We start from the raw sequence: 20,249 nt of genomic DNA on the forward strand, positions 1-20,249 counted from the left end.
CGGCCGGACCCGGTGGGCCTGGCGGACCTGGCGGTCCTGGTGGCCCCGGCAACGGCATGCGGATGCGCGACGGGCAGGAGCCGCGTGGTGCGTTCGGCGGACCGGAGCAGGGTCGGCGCGGGGGTGGCGGTCCTGGCGTACCCGGTGGCGTTTCCGGCGGCCCCGGTGGTCTTGGCGGCCCCGGTGGTCCCGGCGGTCCCGGCGGACCGCAGGGTCCGGATTCGGCGAATCGTCCGACGCGTCCGATCCGTCCGCGTCCGGCGGGTGCGCCCGGTGGACCCGCGGCGCCGCCCGGATCGGTGTTCCGCGACCAGCCGCCGGCCGGCGGGCGCGGTCCCGTGGACGGCGGGCGCGGCCAGGGCGACCCCGGCCGCCCTCAGCGTCCGATGATGCCCTCGATGCAGCCGCCGCCCGGCCGCGGCCCGCAGCCCGGCCCCCGGAATCAGGGTTCTGAGAACCGCGGCGGTTTCGGCGTGCCCCAGCAGCGCGACTCCAACGCCGACTCGGGCCCCACGCCCCGCCGCTCCCCGGGTGCCCGCGGCGCCGAGGCGCTGCGCCAGGCCCAGCAGTTCGACGTGTTCCGCCGCGACCCGGTGGTCCCGCAGCAGGCCTCCCCGGCCGACGGCAACGACTTCGACGAGGCCGCCGACCGCACCGCCCTGCCGCGCGACGACCGCGATCCGCGCGAACCTCGTGACATGCGGGACATGCGCGACCCCCGCGATCCCCGCGGCCAGTTCGACATCAGCGTCTTCGACGTCCCGGAGGCCCCCGAGCGCCCCGGCTTCGACCTGCGCGCACCGCTGCGCGGCCCGGCCTCCTACGACCAGCCGACGGACATCATCCCGGCGGTCCTCGACGACCCCGGCCACGACTCCTTCGGCCAGCACCCCGGCGCCCAGAACGCCCAGAACATGCAGAACACGCAGAACACGCAGAACACGCAGAACACAGACTTCCCCGCCGACGACGCACCCGGCGGCTTCGGCACGCCCCAGGGTTTCCCGCCCGGGCCGCAGGGCTTCGCGGCACCGCAGGCCGAGGAGCAGGCGTTCAGCGACCAGGGTTTCCCGCCCGGACCGCAGGGTTTCGCCCCGCAGCAGAGTGACGAGCGCGGGTTCGGCGAGCAGGGCTACGCGCCCAGGCCGCAGGGCTTCGGCGCGCCGCAGGGTGAAGAGCAGGCGTTCGGCGAGCAGGGCTTCCCGCCGGTGAACAACACCGGATTCGGTGCCCCGCAAGGTTTCCCGCCAGCCGGTGCGCCCGGGTTCGGCGGGGACGAGGCTGTCTTCGACGGACCGCAAAGCTTCACCACCGAGTCCGGGCACCCGCCCTTCCCGCCTGCCGGCCCGCAAGGCTTCGGAGCTGAGGCTGGTGCACAGGGTTACCCGCCCGGCCAGTCGGCCTTCGATGCCCTCCAGGGCTTCCCGCCCGCCCCGAGCTTCGGCGAGGCCGAGGAGCCCGGCGTCGAGCCCAGCTTCGGCACCCGCCCGCAGGGCTTCCCGCCGGCTGCTGATGAGCCCGTCTTCCCCCCGGCGCAGGACGCGCACTCCGCGGGCATCGACCCGCAGGCGACGTTCGGTGGTCCGCAGGCTTTCGCGCCGCAGGCCGGTAACGATCCTTCGTTCGGTGCCCGGCCCGGCAACGATCCGTCGTTCGGCGCACGTCCTGTCGACGAACCCGTGTTCGGCGCCGCTGCCGAAGCCGGACCGTCTGCCCAGTCCGCGCCGCCGACCCCGGTCTTCGGCGCGCCGGAGGGCGGCATGCCCTCCTTCGGCGACCGTCCGCTGACCCCCAACACCAGCCCCGACTACGGCCTCGGCACCGCCGCCGAGGCCCAGACCGAGCCACCGCTCGGCGCGCACCTCGACCCGCCGCGCTTCGAGCCGGCGCCGCCGGTGTTCGACGACCCGAGCGAGGGCGTTGAGTTCGGCGGGGCGGGGGAGGAGCCCGGGCCGGTGTTCGCGACCCCGACCGTGGCCATCGCGCCGGTCGACGACGTGGCGCTCGACGAGGACGCCGACGCCGACGCCGAGCCCGAGATGCTGGTCCCGTGGGCCGCCACCGCCGGGCCGGAATCCGGCGAGGCCGAGGCCGCCGAGCTCGAAGGCCAGGTTCAGGGCCAGGTTCAAGGCCATATCCCGGTCCAGATCCCGGGACAGGTCCAGGTCCCGACCCAGCTCCAGGCCGTCGACGACGACCTCTACGACACCGACGGCGAGCCCTACGACGACGTCCCCCGCGTCCCCCCGTACGACGACGCCGAACTCGCCGCCGTGCACCGCGTCATCCGCGAGCGCCGCGACGTGCGCTCCACCTTCCTCGCCGACCCGATCCCGGATGAAGTCCTCACCCGGGTCCTGGAGGCCGCGCACACCGCGCCGAGCGTCGGCTTCTCGCAGCCCTGGGACTTCCTCGTGCTGCGCAGCCGCGAGACCCGGCAGGCCGTGCACGACCTCGCCGCGCGCCAGCGCGACGCCTACTCCGCCTCGCTGCCCAAGGCCCGGCAGAAGGCGTTCAAGGACCTGAAGATCGAGGCCATCCTCGACACTCCGGTCAACATCGTCGTGACCTGCGACCCGACCCGCGGCGGCCGGCACACGCTGGGCCGGCACTCGCAGCCGCAGATGGCCCCGTACAGCGCCGCTCTCGCGGTGGAGAACCTGTGGCTCGCCGCGCGCGCCGAGGGGCTGGGCGTGGGCTGGGTGTCGTTCTTCGACGAGCGCGAGCTCACCCGGACCCTGGACCTGCCGGACCACCTGTCGGTGGTGGCGTACCTGTGCGTCGGCTTCGTCCACGAGTTCCCCGGCGAGCCGGAGCTGTCCGGCGCCGGCTGGGCCAAGCGGCGGCCGCTGGCCTGGGCCGTGCACGACGAGCAGTACGGCCGGCGCGCGCTGCCCGGCAGCAGCCCGGTGTCGCTGCTGGACGAGACCCTGGCCGCGATCGGCCCGCTCGACAAGGCGGCCTTCGACGCCGCGGTGGCCCGCCACGAGGTGATGACCAAGCCGGCCGGCTCGCTGGGCGTCCTGGAGGACGTCTCCATCCAGCTCACCGGGCTGGCCGGGGTCTTCCCGCCGCCGGTGCCCGAGCCCGCCGCGGTGGCGATCTTCGCCGCCGACCACGGCGTGCACGCGCAGGGCGTCACGCCCTGGCCGCAGGAGGTCACCGCGCAGATGGTGCTCAACTTCCTGGCCGGCGGGGCCGTGGTCAACGCCTTCGCGAACCAGATCGGCGCCGAGGTGTGCGTGGTGGACGTCGGCGTCAACGCCGACCTGCCGCAGCAGACCGGGCTGGTGCCGCGCAAGATCCGCTACGGCACCGCGGACCTGGCCGAGGGCCCCGCGATGACCCGCGAGGAGGCGATGACCGCGCTGGAGGTCGGCGTCGAGACCGCGCGGGACCTGGTCGCGGCCGGCAACAAGGTGCTGCTGACCGGCGACATGGGCATCGCGAACACCACCGCGAGCGCGGCGCTGATCGCCGCGTTCACCGGCGCCTCGCCGACCCAGGTCACCGGCTACGGCACCGGGATAGACGAGCAGACCTATGCGCACAAGGTGGACGTCGTGCGCCGGGCCCTGGACCTGCACCGGCCGGACCCGGCGGACCCGCTGGGCGTGCTGGCCGCGGTCGGCGGCCTGGAGCACGCGGCGCTGGCCGGCTTCATCCTGGGCGCGGCCAGCCTGCGGATCCCGGTGATCCTGGACGGCGTGATCGCCGGCGCCGCGGCGCTGGTGGCCCAGGCGCTGGCCCCGGACGCCACCGCGGCCATGGTCGCCGGGCACCGCTCGGCCGAGTCCGGGCACCAGCTCGCGCTGGAGGCCCTGGGCGTGGTCCCGCTGATCGATCTCGAATTGCGGTTGGGGGAGGGCAGCGGAGCCGTGCTGGCTCTACCGTTGGTGCAGGCGGCGGTGCGCGCGCTGCGGGACGTGGCCACTTTCGAGTCGGCCGGCGTCGCCGAGCGCGCGGACGAGGACGACGAGAACGCCGCCTAGGCGACCCGCCGACCAGCCGAGCTCCACGCGACCGACACAGGAACCCCACGACTGATGAGCGCCATGACCGACCCCACCTCCGTCTACCCCGCCGCGCTGCGCCTGGCCGGCCGGCTGGTGGTGGTGGTCGGCGCCGGCCCGGTCGCCCAGCGCCGCGTGCTCGGGCTGCTGGACGCCCGCGCCGACGTGCTGGTGATCGCCCCCGAGGCGACGCCGGCCGTCGAGGCGCTGGCGGACGGCGGCGAGATCGTCTGGGAGCGGCGGCCCTACCGCGACGGAGACCTCGCCGCGGCCTGGTACGTCGTGGCCGCGGCCGACGATCCGGCGGTGAACGGCGCGGTGGCGCGCGAGGCCGAGGCCGGCCGGGTGTTCTGCTCGCGGGCCGACTCGGCCGAGGACTCCACGGCGTGGACCCCGGCCGTCGGGCGGCACGACGGCGTCACCGTCGCGGTGATCGGCGGCGGCGACCCGCGGCGCGCCGTGGACGTCCGGGACGGCGTCCTGGAGGGCCTGCGCGACGGCACCCTGGCTGCCCCGCACCACCGCGGCCGCACCCCCGGCGTGGCGCTGGTCGGCGGCGGGCCCGGCGACCCGGACCTGATCACCGTGCGCGGCCGCCGGCTGCTGGCCGAGGCCGACGTGGTGGTGGCCGACCGGCTCGGGCCGCGCGGGCTGCTGGACGAGCTGGCGCCGGACGTGGAGATCATCGACGCGTCGAAGATCCCTTACGGCCGCGCGCTGGCCCAGGACGCGATCAACGAGATCCTCATCGACCGCGCGAAGGCCGGCAAGTCCGTGGTCCGGCTCAAGGGCGGCGACCCGTTCGTCTTCGGCCGCGGCTTCGAGGAGGTGCTGGCCTGCGCCGAGGCCGGCGTGCCGTGCTCGGTGGTGCCCGGCATCACCAGCTCCATCTCGGTCCCGGCGCTGGCCGGGATCCCGGTGACGCACCGCGGCGTCGCGCACGAGTTCACCGTGGTCTCCGGGCACGTCGCCCCGGACCACCCGAAGTCCCTGGTGGACTGGGACGCCCTGGGCCGGATGACCGGCACGCTGGTGATCCTGATGGGCATCGAGCGCATAGGCGCGATCTCCGCCGCCCTGCTGGCCAACGGCCGTGATCCGCAGACCCCGGTCGCGGTGATCCAGGAGGGCACGATGCCCGGCGAGCGCCGGGTGCAGACCACGCTCGCGCTGGTCGAGTCGGCGGTGGCCGAGGCCGGGATCCGGCCGCCGGCGATCGTCGTGGTGGGGCCGGTCGTCGCGCTCACCTGAGCGGCGCGGCCTTTACATCGGTCTTATTGACCACCGGCTTATCCGCCGCCGGTTGTAATACGGCTATGAGCCAGGATCAGGACCCGATCGACGCGACCCGGCAGTTCGAGCCGGTGGACCCATACAACATCCCGGGTTATGAGCAGCCGCAGGCCCAGCAGCCCTTCGAGCAGCAGCCTCACGGCACGCCCCAGCCGCGGCCGGGCTTCAAGCAGCGCCTGACCCGGCTCGGCCCGCTGAAGCTGGCCGTGCTCGGCACCGCCGGTGTGATCGTGCTCGGCGGGGCGGCCTGGGGCACCACCGCGGCGCTGCAGTCGGGCTCGTCCTCGTCGGACACCGCGGCGTCCGCGCCGACCACCAGCCAGCAGGACCCGAACCAGGCGCCCGGCGCCGGGGCCACGACCGGCGCGACCGGTCGGCGCGCCAAGGCCCCGAAGCTCGCCCGGGTCAAGATCACGCAGCTCGGGACCGGCTCCTTCTCCGGCATCGAGGGCAAGGGCAAGGCGGTGACCGTCGACTACGACGCCAAGACCCGGTTCGGGACCAAGGCACACCCGCTCACCTCGGCTGATCTGCAGGTCGGGATGACCGTGACGGTGGCCGGGCCGCTCCAGGGCGACACCATCACGGCCACCGTCGTCGCGGTCCCGGCCAAGGCGGCGAACGCGCCGGCCACGCCCGGGGACACCGCGAGCCCGGCCGACCCGGCGAGCCCGGTGGGCGGCGCCGCCTGACAGCCCCGCCTGACAGTCCTGCCCTTGACCGGCCCTGACCGGCCCTGACAACTGCATGACTGACAAAACTTGAAATCTGTCAGCTGTCAGTCGTATCGTGGTTCCCATGACGACGACTGACAGCTCCTCCACCAAGCGCCGGCTCGGCGCCGAGGGCCCCCAGGTCTTCCCCCTCGGCCTCGGGGCCATGGGCATGTCCGCCCTGTACGGGCCTGCCGACCGCGACGAGTCCGTCGCCACCGTGCGCGCCGCGCTGGACGCCGGGATCACCCTGATCGACACCGGCGACTTCTACGGCATGGGCGACAACGAGCTCCTGCTGGCCGACGCCCTGCGCGGCGTGGACCGCGACCGTTACCAGCTGAGCGTGAAGTTCGGCGCGCAGCGCGACCCGTCCGGCGCCTTCATCGGTTACGACACCAGCCCGAACGCCCTGAAGACGGCGCTGTCGTACTCGCTGCGCCGGCTCGGCGTGGACCACGTCGACATCTACCGCCCGGCCCGGCTGGACCCGAGCGTCCCGATCGAGGAGACCGTCGGCGCGCTGGCCGAGATGGTGCAGGCCGGGTACGTCCGGCACATCGGCCTGTCCGAGGTCGGCGCGGACACGCTGCGCCGGGCCTCGGCCGTGCACCCGATCTCGGACCTGCAGATCGAGTACTCGCTGATCTCCCGGGGCATCGAGGGCACGATCCTGCCGACCGCCCGCGAGCTGGGCATCGGGATCACCGCCTACGGCGTGCTGTCCCGGGGTCTGATCAGCGGCCACTGGAGCAAGGAGCGCTCCGCCGAGCGTGACTTCCGCTCGGTCTCGCCGCGGTTCCAGGGCGAGAACCTGGACCACAACCTGGCGCTGGTCGAGACGCTGCGCGCGCTCGCCGTGCAGAAGAACGCCACGGTCGCACAGCTGGCGATCGCCTGGGTCGCGGCGCAGGGCACGGACATCGTGCCGCTGGTCGGCGCCCGCACCCGGAGCCGCCTTGAGGAGTCGCTGGGCTCCCTCGGCGTCACGCTGACCGCCGACGACCTGGCCGAGATCGAGAAGGCGGTGCCCGCCGGCGCGGCGGCCGGAGACCGGTACGTCGCCGAGCAGATGGCCCACCTCGACTCGGAGAAATAGAGTGCAGCGGTGAGCACCAGTACCAGTGGCCCTTTGACCCCCGAGCGCATCCTCGAAGCGGCGGAGGAGACCCTGCGCCGCTTCGGCCCGGCCAAGACCAGCGTGGTCGACGTCGCACGCGCGCTCGGGGTCAGCCACGGCTCGGTGTACCGGCACTTCCCGACCAAGGCGGACCTGCGCGACGCCGTGGTCGACCGCTGGCTGGAGCGGATGCACCCCGCGCTGGAGGAGATCGCCGACGGCGCGGGGGACACCGTCGAGCGCGTGCGGCTGCTGCTGTGGACGCTGGCGGAGACGAAGTGGACCCGGGCGCGGGACGACCCGGAGTTCTTCACGGCGTTCGCCGAACTCGCCGAAGAAGCGCGCACGCCGGTGGTCGCGCACATCGACTTCGTGGTCGAGCAGCTGACGAAGCTGATCGTCGCAGGCGTGGCGCGCGGCGAGATGGCGGCGGCGGATCCGAAGACCACGGCGTCGGCGGTGTTCGACGCTATGGCGAAGTTCCACAACCCGGCGACGCGCGCGGAGTGGGTGCGGCCGGCCGTCGACGAGTCCTTCGCCAACGTCTGGGCGCTGCTGCGCGACGGTCTGCTGCCCCGCGATTCCCGCTGAGGCCGCCGAATACGGCGGGAGCGCTGGATACGGCAAGATCTAGCGCTGTGGGAGAACTGATCGAAGTCACCGACCCGTCCGACCCGCGCCTGCACGACTACTCCGGCCTCACCGACGTCGAGCTGCGCAAGGTCCGCGAACCCGCCGAGGGCTTGTTCCTGGCCGAGGGCGAGAAGGTGATCCGCCGCGCGCTGGCCGCCGGCTACCCGATGCGCTCGACGCTGCTGTCGCCGAAGTGGGCCGAGGCGATGCGGCCGCTGATCGACGCCGTGGACGCGCCGGTGTACGTCGGCGACGAAGCGTTGCTGGAGGCGGTGACCGGCTTCCACGTCCACCGCGGCGCTCTGGCCTCGATGCAGCGCACGCCGGTCCCGGACGCCGGGGCGGTGCTGGCGCGGGCGCGCCGGGTCGTGGTGATGGAGGACATCGTCAACCACACCAACCTCGGCGCGATCTTCCGCAGCGCGGCGGCGCTGGGGATGGACGCGGCGGTGCTGACGCCGAGCTGCGCCGACCCGCTCTACCGGCGTTCGGTCCGGGTGTCGATGGGGACGGTCTTCGCGCTGCCCTACGCCCGGCTGGACTCCTGGCCCGGCGGTCTGGCGACGCTGGCCGAGCACGGCTTCCGGACGATCGCGCTGACCCCGGGCCCGACCGCGATCGACTTGCGGGACCTGCGTTTCGGGCCGGAGGACAAGGTGGCGCTGCTGCTGGGGACCGAGGGCGACGGTTTGTCGGATCCGGCATTGGCGGCGGCGGAATTGCGGGTGCGGATTCCGATGGCGGCCGGCGTGGATTCGCTGAATGTCGCCGCGGCGGCGGCGGTCGCCTGTTATGCGATCGCCGCGAACTGATTCGCGCTGATTTCCCGCCGGCGGGCGCTTGCGATTCTCCCATTGCGGGCGCCGATATCGGCGATATCGCGCGGACCGACCCGTCGAGCTGGTGCGGGAGACGCCGGGAAAAACCCAGCGCCGGGCGGCCTCCCCGGCCCACCCGGCGCTTGGTTCGTCCAGAGGCTGCACTCTCATGGTCGGGCGAACGCTGTGCTGTGTGTAAACCTGTGCTGTGTGTCAAACCTGTGCTGTGCGTTAAAGCTGTGCTGTGCGTTAAAGCTGTGTCGTGCGGTGAAGCTGGGTTCTACCCCGTAAAGCTGTGCGCCCCGTAAGGCTCTGTGCCGTGCTGTGAATCCGGTGAATCTTCAGTGCTCCTGTGCTCACCGTGGCGTTCACGCCGCCACTTCGGTCCCCTCCCTGGCCGCCGCCTGGGCGTCGGCGAACCCCCGGTCGCGCTGCGTGCCGATCCGGATCGGCACCACCACCGGACGCGCGCCGGTCGCGGCGCCGCGGCGGCGCCGGGCCTCCTCGGCCCGCTCCAACTCCGTCAGTCCGCCCCAGATGCCGAACTGTTCCGGCAGCGCCAGCGCGTGCTCCAGGCACTGCTGGCGGACCGGGCAGTCGTCGCACACCCGCTTGGCCGACGCCTCCCGCTTCTCCCGCTCCCGGATCCGCTCCGAGTCCGGGGCGAAGAACACCGTCGCGTCCCCGGACTGGCACAGTCCGCGCTCCTGCCAGCCGAGCTTGAGCTCGGCGATCGGCGGAATCCGGGCCGCCGTCCGGGCGGACGACGAGCGAACCGGTATCGGTCCGACGGCTCCTCGTACCGTGGTCTGCTGAGCCATGGTCCGGCTCACCCCCTCCATCTACGTTCCCGCGCACCTGCCAAGACCCACCCGGCTACTCGCACCGCCTCTCAGCTGGCGCCGTCAGCGGCAATGCCGGGTTACGGGTGTAACGGATCACGGGCTTCCCGTGTTCCCGCCGAACGGGGCGAAATCTTCTCAGCCGGTTTCGATGAACGGCGATGAACGGCGATGAACTGCACAGGGCGAACGCGTCACGGCACATGCACGCGCGGTTGCACGAGCATCGGCGGATTCACTCAAGAAGGCGGTCTGTGCCTCCGCCGGGGTTCAGATCGCCGCCCCGGGATAAACCTCTGGCAACCGAGAATTCTTCGCACCATGTTATAGAGGGCTCGATAGGCCATCCGGCCGCATGACGTCGCTGTCCGTGTCGCCGCGACCCCGCAGGCGGCAATGTCGGGCCGCCGGATCCCGCTGATCTGCCGCTGAGCGTGGAAGAAGGAGATTTTTTGGCAAATCACCCTCAAGATCGCAAAGCCCTGATCAGGCTGATCGCTGTTTTCGCAGGTATTCGCCATAGTCCTTTCGGGTGGTTGTACTACCATTGGAGGCTTGTTCGGGTCTAACGTCTGAACCAGCCCTCTGCGACGGCCGGCCACCAGGCCGCCGCCGAAGTCGGGCTGCGGTCGGCGCGGGGCCGGGCGCTCCAGGCGCATGGACCGAAGGGTTCTGCCATGCAGGTGGATTCAGGCTCTTCCCCGGGTAGGAAGCCGGCGGGCAACACGGCCCTGAAGGCCTTGCGGCTGTCCCGGCACTGGACGCAGGCGGAATTCGCCGCGGAGTTCGAGAAAGCCTCCCGCGCGCTTGGTAAGGTGCTGTCACTGTCCGTCCGGCAGGTCCGCCGGTGGGAGAGTGAGGATCCGCCGTGTCCGCTTCCGGCGTACCAGCGGGTCCTGGAAGAGGTCTTCGGCGTCTCCGTCGCGCAGATGGGATTCCAGGTCGGATGGTCGGTGCCGTGGGCGCCGCGACCGGAGTCGTCACAGCCACCGACCGCCGCCACTGGGCGTGCTCCGGAAGTGGGGCCCGAGGACGACGGTGCAGCTGGGGGAGCCACGCAACACGGACGGATGGCAGGGCTGTGCCGCACGCGGCCCGCCGACCGATCTGGAGGGCACGACCCAGTGAAGCGCCGAGAATTCGTCACCAGCGCCGCCGCGGCGCTGACCGTCGCCGGGGCGGGTGAGACCGCGTACGGGGCCGAGGCCCCCGACCGGCTCCCGGCCGCTGCCGACCCGGCCGGCCGAGCGGTCCCGTTCGACCGGCAGATGGTGGACGGCTATGAGTTCATCACCAGCCAGCAGCGATCCCTCTACTACACCGTCCCCCCGGCCCGCATGTACTCCCCGGCCGTGGCGCACGCCCAACTCGGGGCCGCGCTGCTGAGCGGGACCGGCCCGCAGACCCAGCGCTCCCGGCTGGCCGGCTCGCTGGCCGAGGCCTCGCTGCTGGCCGCGCGCCTGGCGTTCTTCGACCTGAAGAAGACCGAGCCGGCCCGCATGCACTACCGCAACGCCCTGGTCGCCGCCCGCGAGGCCGACGACCACCAGCTGGGCTCGGCGATCCTGGCGCACCTGGCCTTCGTCCCGGCCTGGGACGGCAAGGCCGGCGAGTCCCGCGACCTGATGCGCGCCGCCTACGCGCACGCCGCACGCGGCGTCAGCGCCGTCCAGCGCTCCTGGCTGCACGCCGTGGACGCCGAGATCGAGGCGCGCCTGGGCGACCACAAGCGCGCGGTCGACCTGATCGGCCGGGCGGAGGAGGCCCTGTCGGACGCCGACCGCTCCGCCGTCCCGGACCCCGAGTGGCTGGACTACTTCGACGCCACGCGCCTCAACGGCTTCAAAGGCTTCTGCCACATCAACGGCGGCAGCCCGGAACTCGCGCAGGAGGCGCTGCTGTGCTCGTTGATGGCGCTCAAGCCCAACGAGGCCAAGCAGCGCACCATCGTTCTGGCGGACATGGCTGACATCCATGTGCGCACCAAGGAGATCGAGCAGGCCTGTGTCACCCTGGAGCGGGCCCTGGTGAACCTGGACAAGCACTGGTACGGCATCGGCTGGGACCGGATCTACAACGTCCGCCGCAAGATGGACAACTTCGAGGACACCCGCTCGGTTCGCGAACTGGATATGCGGATGAACTCCTCTTGGGGCGCGACGATGCGCTTGGCGACCTGACGCCGCCGGGCCGGGGGCTCGGATCTTGTTCTTACCAGGGGGTCCGCCGGAATGACGGCCGTGGGGCCGTCCGGCGTGGCCCCCTGGGTTCTGGGTTGTTCTAGGCTGTGCAGTCGGGATCCGGAGTCTGGACTGGAAGCGGTTCAGAACGCTACGTTCCAGGCGTGTCCGAGCATATTGATAAGAGTGTTGACAGTCGCGGCGTTGTCGTCGTCGGAGCCGGTCCCACCGGCCTGTTGCTGGCGGGGGACCTGGCGGAGTCCGGGGTCCCGGTGACGCTGCTGGAGCGGCGGCCCCCGGGGTTGTCCAATCTGAGCCGTGCGCTGGTGGTGCACGCGACGACTTTGGAGGCTTTCGATTCCCGCGGCATCGCGGCCCCGCTGATCGAGCGCGGCGCGCCGGTGCAGTCGTTGCGGTTGTTCGACACGGCGGTGGTGGACGTCTCGGATCTGCCGACGCCGTATCCGTACCTGCTGGTGGTGCCGCAGTACGAGACCGAGGCCGTGCTGCACGAGCGCTTGGAACGGCTCGGGGTCCGGATCCGGTACGACACCGAAGTCGTCGGGCTGCGGCAGGACGCGGACGGCGTGACCGTCACCGCGCGCGACGCCTCCGGCACCCGCGAGGAGCGCGCGGCGTACGTGGTCGGCACCGACGGCAGCCGCAGCGCGGTGCGCTCGCTGCTCGGCGTGGAGTTCCCCGGCCACACCGTGGTCGCGTCGGTGATGCTGGTGGACGCGCGGTTGTCGCAGCCGCCGCAGGCGCGCATCGCGACGAACACCGACGGCGACAAGTTCGCCTTCGTGGCCCCGTTCAAGGACGGCTACCACCGCATCATCTGCTGGGACCAGAAGCACGCGAAGGCCGAGACCGAGCCGGTCGAGCTCAGCGAGGTCCGCGAGATCCTGCGCGAAACCCTCGGCACCGACTTCGGCATGGGGGAGCCGCGCTGGTCCAGCCGCTTCCACAGCGACGAGCGGCAGGCCGAGCACTACCGCGTCGGCCGGGTGTTCCTGGCCGGCGACGCCGCGCACACCCACAGCCCGGCCGGCGGGCAGGGCATGAACACCGGGCTGCTCGACGCGGCGAACCTGTCGTGGAAGCTGGTCGCCGTGTTGCGCGGACACGCCGACGACGCGCTGCTCGACACCTACGAGTCCGAGCGTTATCCGGTCGGCAGCGCGGTGATCAAGGGCTCGGGCCTGTTGCTGCGCGCGGCGGAGATCAAGATGACCCCGGCCCGCAAGGCCCGGAACCTGGCCATGCACTTCGCGCTGGCGCGTCCGGCGGTGAACCGCAGGATCGGATATGCGTTGTCGGGACTGTGGATCAGCTATCCCGCGCCGCACGGCTCGCACCCGCTGACCGGGCACCGCGCCGGGGACGTGGCGCTGGACGGCGCCCCTTCGCGGCTGCTCGAAGCGCTGCGCGGCGGCGGATTCGTGCTGCTGGCTCCGGCGGAGCTGCACGAGGCAGCGGAGAGGGTCGGAGTGCGGGCACCGGGAGTGACGACGGCCGTGCCGGCCGACGGCGGGCCGGTGCGCCTGGTCCGCCCCGACGGCTACATCGCCTGGGCCGCCGACGCCCCGACCATCGAGGACGTCGCGAAGGCGATCGCCGCCGCCACAGACCGCCGCCGTCCGGAAAGATGACAGGATGCGTCCTTTCCGCTTCCTCGCGGCCGTCGCCGATGACGAGGAGTTCGCCGGCCTGATTCCTCTGGCCCGCAAGGCAGAGGCGATGGGTTATTCGAGCTTCGTGCTCTCCGACCACCTCATGGAATACGCCCCACTGCTACCGCTGGCACAGGTCGCGGCGGTGACCGAGCACCTGCGCATCGGGACGTTCGTGCTCAACAACAACCTGCGGCACCCGGCCGTGCTGGCCCAGGAACTGGCGACGCTCGACCAGTTGTCGGGCGGGCGGCTCGACATCGGGATCGGCGCCGGCTGGAACAAGCCCGAGTACGACGCCATCGGGATCCCCTTCGAGTCGGTCGGCGTGCGGATCAAGCAGCTGACCGAGGCGATCGCGATCCTCAAGGGCTGCTTCGCCGAGGGGCCGTTCTCCTTCGCCGGCGAGCACTACACGATCACCGACTTCGACTCCCTGCCGCTCCCCGTGCAGCGGCCGCATCCGCCGTTCTTCCTCGGCGGGGGTGGTAAGCGGTTCCTGACGCTGGCTGCCCGCGAGGCCCAGATAATCGGTCTGGCACCGCGCCTGATCACCGTCGACGGCAAGCCGGTCTCCGACCCGCGCACCATCACCGTGGCGGCGACCGAGGAGAAGATCGGCTGGATCCGGGAGGCCGCGGGGGACCGCTTCGCCGAGATCGAGTTCAACACCTATCCGGTGACCGGGCCGATCGTCGTCACCCACGAACCCCGCGTCGAGGCCCAGCGGCGCATCGAGCGGGTCCGCGACCGGACCGGCATCGAGCTGACGATCGACGAGCTGCTGGAGTCGCCGCACACCTACATCGGCAGTCCGAAGGACCTGGTCGCCAAGTTCCTGGGGCTGCGCGAGCGGTTCGGGATCAACTCCTTCCTGATCGACGACCTGGACGCCATGGCCCCGGTCGTCGAGGAGCTCGCCGGGCGGTAGAACACGGAAAGCAATGGAAAGCAGCAGAAAGCGATGGGGAGGCTCCCGGGTGGGAGCCTCCCCATCGCTTTAACCAGCTGTTTTTCTAACTACTGCAGCGTCACACCAGCACGCTGTCGTCCGCGGCCCGCGCGGCGTCCAGCGAACCGCCGTCGGGCTCGTCGGCCTTGGACAGCCGCGACGGCCACCACATCCGCTTGCCGATGTCCAGGGTCAGCGCGGTGACCAGGACCGAGCGCACGATCATGGTGTCCAGCAGCACGCCGAGCGCGACCGCGAAGCCGATCTCGGCGAACGGCACGATCGGCAGCGTGGCCAGGACCCCGAAGGTGGCCGCCAGGACCAGGCCGGCCCAGGTGATCACGCCGCCGGTGGCGGACAGGCCGACCAGCGCGCCGCGCCGGGTGCCGCGCCGCACCGACTCCTCCCTGATGCGGGTCATCAGGAAGATGTTGTAGTCGATGCCCAGCGCCACCAGGAACACGAAGCCGAACAGCGGCATCCCGATGTCCACGCCGTGCCAGCCCAGGCCCTTGAACACCAGGGCGCTGATGCCCAGCGAGGCGCCGAAGGACAGGATCACCGTCAGGATCAGCAGCAGCGGCGCCATGAAGGCGCGCAGCAGCAGGCCCAGGATGATGAAAACCGCCAACAGGATCAGCGGGATGATCAGCTTGCTGTCGTGGCTGGAGGCGCGGGCGATGTCCAGCGTCACCGCCGGGCCGCCGCCGACCACGGCGTTGGCCCCCGGGACGGAGTGCACCGCGGCGCGGACCCGGTCGACCGTGTTCTGCGCGGCCTTGGAGTCCGGGGCGTCGGTCAGCGCCGCCTCGACGTAGAAGTGCCCGTTGACCACCGCGCTCTTGATGGTCTTGGGGACGCCGACGCCGTTCGGGTCGACCCCCGCGACCGTCTTGAGCTTCGCCGTGACCGCGTCGACCTGCGAGGCGTCGCCGATGACGCTCAGCGGCTGCCCGGAGTTGCCCGGGAAGTACCGGGCCTGCACCTCGGCTCCGGTCACGGAGGCCGGCTTGGTGACGAACTGCTCGGCCACCGTCTGCTGGTGGGCGTTGAGCTCGGTGACCCCGCCGGCCAGCGCGATCAGGACCACCGCGGTGCCCACCCACACGGCGCGCGGACGGACCGCGATCCGCTTGCCCATGCGGGCCCAGACGCCGTGCTGCGTCGGCTCGTCGGAGCCGAAGGCCGGGCGGACCGGCCAGAACACCCAGCGGCCGAAGATGACCAGCAGCGCCGGCATCAGGGTCAGCATCGCGGCCAGCGCGATGATCACGCCGATGGCCAGGACCGGGCCCATGCCCTTGGTCGAGTTCATCTCCGCGACCAGCAGGATCAGCATGCTGACGGCCACCGTGGCGGAGCTGGCGACCAGGGCGGGCCCGGCTCGGTGCACGGCGTGCGCCATCGCCTCGTGCCGGTCCTCGTACCGCCTGAGCTCTTCTCGATATCTCGCGATGAGCAACAGTGCGTAGTCGGTACCGGCGCCGAACACCAAGACGATCAAGATGAACGCCGCTTGGCCGTTCACCGTCAGTCCCGCGTGTTTGGCCAGCAGATAGATCACCGACTCGGCCACCGTCAGAGCGCCGCCGCCGACCGTCAGCAGCGGCAGCAACCACAGGATCGGGCTGCGGTAGGCGATCAGCAGGATGATGATCACGGCGAACGCGGTGAAGTAGGTCAGCGAGCCGTTGATCTTCTTGAAGGCGTCGGCTTCGTCGCCGGCCTCACCCATCGGCCCGGTGACGTACGTCTGCAAGCCCGCGGACGGTGTGCCCAGCGCGGCCTTCATCGCCGCGATGGTGTCCGGGAACTTGTTCCAGCCGGCGCTGCCGGGGTTCACCGGCACGATGATCTGGATCGCCTTGCCGGCGTTCGGACCGGTGGTCAGCGGGATGACCTGGACGGCGGTGTGCACCACCAGGTCCAGGTTCTTCGCCGGCGGGTCCTGCTCCATGATCGCCGCGGCGTTCTGGGCCTGCGCCTTGTCGGCGTCGGTCAGCCCGGTCGACCGGGCGTACAGCAGGATCGCCGGGTACCAGTTCGGGTGGAAGTCACCCTCGATCTTCAGTTCCTTCGTGGATTCGGCGCTCTTGGGCAGCCAGGACGTGGTGTCGTTCTTCTGGGCGTCGTTCAGCTTCGTCGCGAAGCTGCCCAGGCTGAAGATCACCAGGATCCAAACGGCGAACACCACCCATTTGGATTTGCGTCCGGACACGATCCGGGCGAACGCGCCCGGTTCCGAATCCGCGTTGGTCAACGCGTTACCACTCACGAAAGAGCCCCCTCAGGCTATCGCGACCTCCGTCCGCGGACGGTCCCCCACCGCTCGTGCGGGTCCGACTCGCGGACTCGTTACCGAGCTATTGTGACACGCGATACAACGCGTTTTTGCAACGGGGGGGAGAACTTTTTTGACCGGGCCCGCTTTCACCGACGACGACTCAGCCCTCATGTACGACGTGGAGAACCCCTGGGACCCCGACGGATCACCGTACGAGCAGTTCCTCACCGACGCCGCGGTCGCCGTCGACGCGGTCCTTGACGTGGGCTGCGGCACCGGAAGCTACCTGCACACCGCCCGGGAGCGCGGCGCCGCGGGGCGGCTGGTCGGGGTCGATCCGGACGAGTCGATGCTGGCCCGCGCCCGGCGGCGGACCGACATCGAATGGCTGCGGTGCACGGCCGCCGAGATGACCTTCGAGGCCGAGTTCGCGGCGGTCACGATGAACAGCAACGCCTTCCAGTGCCTCGCCGCCGACGACGAACTGCGGGCCTCGCTGGCCGCGATCCGCCGGGCGCTCCGGCCGGGCGGGGTCTTCATGTTCGGGACCCGGCACCTCCAGGCCCGCGCCTGGGAGGGGTGGAACCCCGACAACGGCGGCCCCTTCACCATGCCCGACGGGCGCGAGTACCGCGGCTGGTTCGAGGTGGAGTCGGTGGACGGGCCGCTGGTGACCTTCACCGACACCGTCGCGCGCCTGGATGGCACACCGCTGCGGGTCGCGCGGGCCACGCTGCGCTTCCACACCCCCGAGACGCTGAACCCGTTCCTGGAAGAGGCCGGCTTCGCGATCGAGAACCAGTACGGGGACCAGAGGACCGGTCCGCTGACCGACGCCAGCCGCGAAATCATCACCTACGCGCGTGCCCAATAAGATGCTTACAGCAGTAACGGAAACATCGTCGAACAGCGAAGGACCACGCATATGACCGACACCGGCGCCCCCGTCGAGCGGACGCTCGTCCTGCTCAAGCCCGACGCCGTGGCGCGCGGCACCATGGGGCGGGTCCTGACCAGGTTCGAGGACGCGCTGCTGAAGGTGGTCGGCTCCAAGATGGTGTGGATGGACGCCGACCTGACCCGCAAGCACTACTTCGACCTCGAGGAGCGCTTCGGAGCCGGCGTCTACAACGCCACCGCGGCCTTCATGCAGTCCGGCCCGGTCCTGGCGTTCGTGCTGGAGGGCATCGACGCGGTCAAGACGGTCCGCAAGCTGGTCGGCTCCACCTACCCCAACGAGGCCGCCCCGGGCACCATCCGCGGCGACTACGCGCACCAGAACAAGGCCTACGCCACGGCCAACGGCATCGCGGTGGCCAACCTGGTGCACGCCTCGGGCAACATCGACGAGGCCAAGCAGGAAGTCGCGCTGTGGTTCTCGGACGAAGAACTCTTCGAGTACTCCACGGTCGCGGAGAAGTTCGTGCTCTAGTCGCTAGGATCGCTCTCGCGAGTTAAGCAGGCTTTTCACCTGGCGGGAGTACCACGCGTGGCAGCGACAGCAGCGTCCATCCACCTGCGCATCGCCGAGGAGCTCGGCGTCACCGAACGGCAAGTCCGGTCGGCCGTCGAGCTCCTGGACGGCGGCGCGACCGTGCCGTTCGTCGCGCGGTACCGCAAGGAGGTGACCGAGGGGCTGGACGACACGCAGCTGCGCACGCTGGAAGAGCGGCTGCGCTACCTGCGCGAGATGGAGGAGCGCCGGGAGGCGATCCTGGAGTCGATCCGCAGCCAGGGCAAGCTCGACGAGGCCCTGGAGGCGCAGATCCTCGCCGCGGACTCCAAGTCCCGGCTGGAGGACATCTACCTGCCGTTCAAGCCCAAGCGGCGCACCAAGGCGATGATCGCGCGCGAGGCCGGGCTGGAGCCGCTGGCCGACGCGCTGCTCGGCGACCCCGCGCTGGACCCGACGGCGACCGCCGCGGACTACGTGGACGCAGACAAGGGCGTCGCGGACGCCGCCGCGGCCCTGGACGGTGCGCGCTCGATCCTGGTCGAGCGGTTCGGCGAGGACGCGGACCTGATCGGCGCGCTGCGTGAGCGCATGTGGGGCAGCGGACGGATCACCGCCAAGGTCCGCGAGGGCAAGGAGGAGGCCGGGGCGAAGTTCTCCGACTACTTCGACTTCGCAGAGCCCTTCACCGCGCTGCCGTCGCATCGCATCCTGGCGCTGCTGCGGGGCGAGAAGGAGGAGGTCCTGGACCTCACCTTCGACCCCGAGGACTCCGATCCAGATCCCGGCGCCCCGGTCACGCAGAGCGGGTACGAGGTCCGGATCGCGAAGACCTTCGCCATCCCGTCGCCGACCACCCCCGGCGCCGGCGTGAAGTGGCTGAACGACACCGTCCGCTGGGCCTGGCGCACCCGGATCCTGGTCCGCCTGGCCGTGGACGTCCGCATGCAGCTGTGGACCCTCGCTGAGGACGAGGCGGTCCGGGTGTTCGCGGCGAACCTGCGCGACCTGCTGCTGGCCGCCCCGGCCGGCACCCGCGCCACCATGGGCCTGGACCCCGGCTACCGCACCGGCGTGAAGGTCGCGGTCGTGGACGCCACCGGCAAGGTCGTCGCCACCGACGTGATCTACCCGCACGTCCCGCAGAACAAGTGGAACGAGGCCCTGGCGAAGCTGGCCTCCCTGGCCAAGGTGCACAAGGTCGAGCTGATCGCCTTCGGCAACGGCACCGCCTCCCGCGAGACCGACAAGCTGGCCCAGGAACTCGTCGCCACCATGCCGGAGCTGAAGCTGACGAAGATCATGGTCTCCGAGGCCGGCGCGTCGGTGTACTCGGCCTCGGCGTTCGCCTCGCAGGAACTGCCGGACATGGACGTCTCCCTGCGCGGCGCGGTGTCGATCGCCCGGCGCCTCCAGGACCCGCTCGCCGAGCTGGTGAAGATCGACCCGAAGTCGATCGGCGTCGGCCAGTACCAGCACGACCTGGCCGAGGGCAAGCTCTCGCGCTCGCTGGACGCGGTGGTCGAGGACTGCGTGAACGCCGTCGGCGTGGACGTGAACACCGCCTCGGCCCCGCTGCTGACCCGGGTCTCCGGCATCGGCTCGTCCCTGGCCGACAACATCGTCGCGCACCGCGACGCCAACGGCCCCTTCGCCACCCGCAGCGCCATCAAGAGCGTTCCCCGCCTCGGCGCGAAGGCCTTCGAGCAGTGCGCGGGCTTCCTCCGCATCCCCGGCGGCGACGACCCGCTGGACGCCTCCTCGGTCCACCCCGAGGCCTACCCGGTGGTCCGCCGCATCCTGGCCACCACCGGCACCGGCATCAAGGAACTGATCGGCGACACCAAGGCCCTCCGGGCCCTGAAGCCGACGGAGTTCGCCGACGACACCTTCGGCGTCCCCACCGTCACCGACATCCTGGCCGAACTGGAGAAGCCGGGCCGCGACCCCCGCCCGGCGTTCAAGACCGCGACCTTCAAGGAGGGCGTGGAGAAGATCGGCGACCTCCAGCCCGGCATGCTCCTGGAGGGCGTGGTCACGAACGTCGCGGCCTTCGGCGCCTTCGTCGACGTCGGCGTCCATCAGGACGGCCTGGTGCACATCTCGGCCCTGTCGAAGACGTTCGTGAAGGACCCGCGCGACGTGGTGAAGCCCGGCGACGTGGTCCGGGTGAAGGTGCTGGACGTGGACCCGGTGCGCAAGCGCATCGCGCTGACGCTGCGCCTCGACGACGAGGCGGGCTCAGGCTCCGGCGGCGGCCCGGGCCGCCAGCGGC

The 20,249-nt window shown here is 71.4% G+C and carries 15 protein-coding genes; 13 read left to right on the forward strand and 2 right to left on the reverse strand.

Annotated elements, in window-relative coordinates; all coding sequences use genetic code 11:
* Window positions 1–39: 39 nt before the first annotated feature.
* From GWK61_RS58890 to GWK61_RS38605, 7 genes are all read left to right on the forward strand, one after another.
* A complete protein-coding gene (locus tag GWK61_RS58890) occupies window positions 40–390 on the forward strand; it encodes a hypothetical protein (RefSeq protein WP_438939804.1) in 351 nt (116 codons plus the stop codon).
* Window positions 390–3,992: a nicotinate-nucleotide--dimethylbenzimidazole phosphoribosyltransferase gene (cobT, locus tag GWK61_RS38580; RefSeq protein WP_228563646.1), complete on the forward strand. Its 3,603-nt coding sequence runs from the start codon at window positions 390–392 to the stop codon at window positions 3,990–3,992. Before GWK61_RS58890 ends, cobT begins: the two co-directional genes overlap by 1 nt.
* Window positions 3,993–4,046: 54 nt before the next feature.
* Window positions 4,047–5,264 (forward strand): uroporphyrinogen-III C-methyltransferase, encoded by a 1,218-nt coding sequence (gene cobA / locus GWK61_RS38585; RefSeq protein ID WP_194916658.1) that lies wholly within the window; start codon window positions 4,047–4,049, stop codon window positions 5,262–5,264.
* Between the two features lie 65 nt (window positions 5,265–5,329).
* The gene (locus GWK61_RS38590) at window positions 5,330–5,998 is read left to right on the forward strand and encodes a hypothetical protein (RefSeq protein WP_194916659.1); all 669 of its coding nucleotides are present in this window, start codon (window positions 5,330–5,332) and stop codon (window positions 5,996–5,998) included.
* A gap of 106 nt (window positions 5,999–6,104) precedes the next feature.
* Window positions 6,105–7,118 carry an aldo/keto reductase gene (locus GWK61_RS38595; protein ID WP_194916660.1) on the forward strand — a complete coding sequence of 338 codons (1,014 nt, stop codon included), beginning with the start codon at window positions 6,105–6,107 and terminating at the stop codon, window positions 7,116–7,118.
* Between the two features lie 9 nt (window positions 7,119–7,127).
* Entirely contained in the window at window positions 7,128–7,730 is a 603-nt protein-coding gene (locus GWK61_RS38600; protein WP_194916661.1) for a TetR/AcrR family transcriptional regulator, read from the forward strand.
* A 47-nt stretch (window positions 7,731–7,777) separates the two neighbouring features.
* Window positions 7,778–8,584 carry a TrmH family RNA methyltransferase gene (locus GWK61_RS38605; protein WP_194916662.1) on the forward strand — a complete coding sequence of 269 codons (807 nt, stop codon included), beginning with the start codon at window positions 7,778–7,780 and terminating at the stop codon, window positions 8,582–8,584.
* A gap of 374 nt (window positions 8,585–8,958) precedes the next feature.
* Here GWK61_RS38605 and GWK61_RS61055 read toward each other — a convergent pair whose 3' ends face one another.
* Window positions 8,959–9,411, reverse strand: coding sequence for a WhiB family transcriptional regulator (locus tag GWK61_RS61055; RefSeq protein ID WP_194916663.1), 453 nt, complete (start codon window positions 9,409–9,411; stop codon window positions 8,959–8,961).
* Between the two features lie 698 nt (window positions 9,412–10,109).
* Here GWK61_RS61055 and GWK61_RS38615 point away from each other — a divergent pair.
* The 3 genes from GWK61_RS38615 to GWK61_RS38625 all read left to right on the forward strand — a co-directional run bounded on the left by GWK61_RS38615 (window position 10,110) and on the right by GWK61_RS38625 (window position 14,216).
* On the forward strand, window positions 10,110–11,612 hold the full coding sequence (locus GWK61_RS38615; RefSeq protein ID WP_499703426.1) for a helix-turn-helix domain-containing protein: 1,503 nt from the start codon (window positions 10,110–10,112) through the stop codon (window positions 11,610–11,612).
* A gap of 164 nt (window positions 11,613–11,776) precedes the next feature.
* Window positions 11,777–13,264: an FAD-dependent oxidoreductase gene (locus GWK61_RS38620; protein WP_323747946.1), complete on the forward strand. Its 1,488-nt coding sequence runs from the start codon at window positions 11,777–11,779 to the stop codon at window positions 13,262–13,264.
* 4 nt (window positions 13,265–13,268) lie between these two features.
* Window positions 13,269–14,216, forward strand: coding sequence for a TIGR03621 family F420-dependent LLM class oxidoreductase (locus GWK61_RS38625; RefSeq protein ID WP_194916665.1), 948 nt, complete (start codon window positions 13,269–13,271; stop codon window positions 14,214–14,216).
* 100 nt (window positions 14,217–14,316) lie between these two features.
* On the opposite strand, the gene GWK61_RS38630 is transcribed toward GWK61_RS38625, so the two are convergent.
* The gene (locus GWK61_RS38630) at window positions 14,317–16,512 is read right to left on the reverse strand and encodes an MMPL family transporter (protein ID WP_194916666.1); all 2,196 of its coding nucleotides are present in this window, start codon (window positions 16,510–16,512) and stop codon (window positions 14,317–14,319) included.
* A 139-nt stretch (window positions 16,513–16,651) separates the two neighbouring features.
* Here GWK61_RS38630 and GWK61_RS38635 point away from each other — a divergent pair, with 139 nt between their 5' ends.
* The 3 genes from GWK61_RS38635 to GWK61_RS38645 all read left to right on the forward strand — a co-directional run.
* Window positions 16,652–17,395: a class I SAM-dependent methyltransferase gene (locus GWK61_RS38635; protein WP_228563647.1), complete on the forward strand. Its 744-nt coding sequence runs from the start codon at window positions 16,652–16,654 to the stop codon at window positions 17,393–17,395.
* A 51-nt stretch (window positions 17,396–17,446) separates the two neighbouring features.
* Entirely contained in the window at window positions 17,447–17,953 is a 507-nt protein-coding gene (locus GWK61_RS38640) for a nucleoside-diphosphate kinase (RefSeq protein WP_194916667.1), read from the forward strand.
* A gap of 57 nt (window positions 17,954–18,010) precedes the next feature.
* Window positions 18,011–20,249 (forward strand): Tex family protein (locus GWK61_RS38645; RefSeq protein WP_194916668.1); only part of this gene is annotated, 2,239 nt, incomplete at its 3' end.

It is taken from the genome of Catenulispora rubra, assembly GCF_015356825.1.
GTDB classification, from domain to species: Bacteria; Actinomycetota; Actinomycetes; order Streptomycetales; family Catenulisporaceae; genus Catenulispora; species Catenulispora rubra.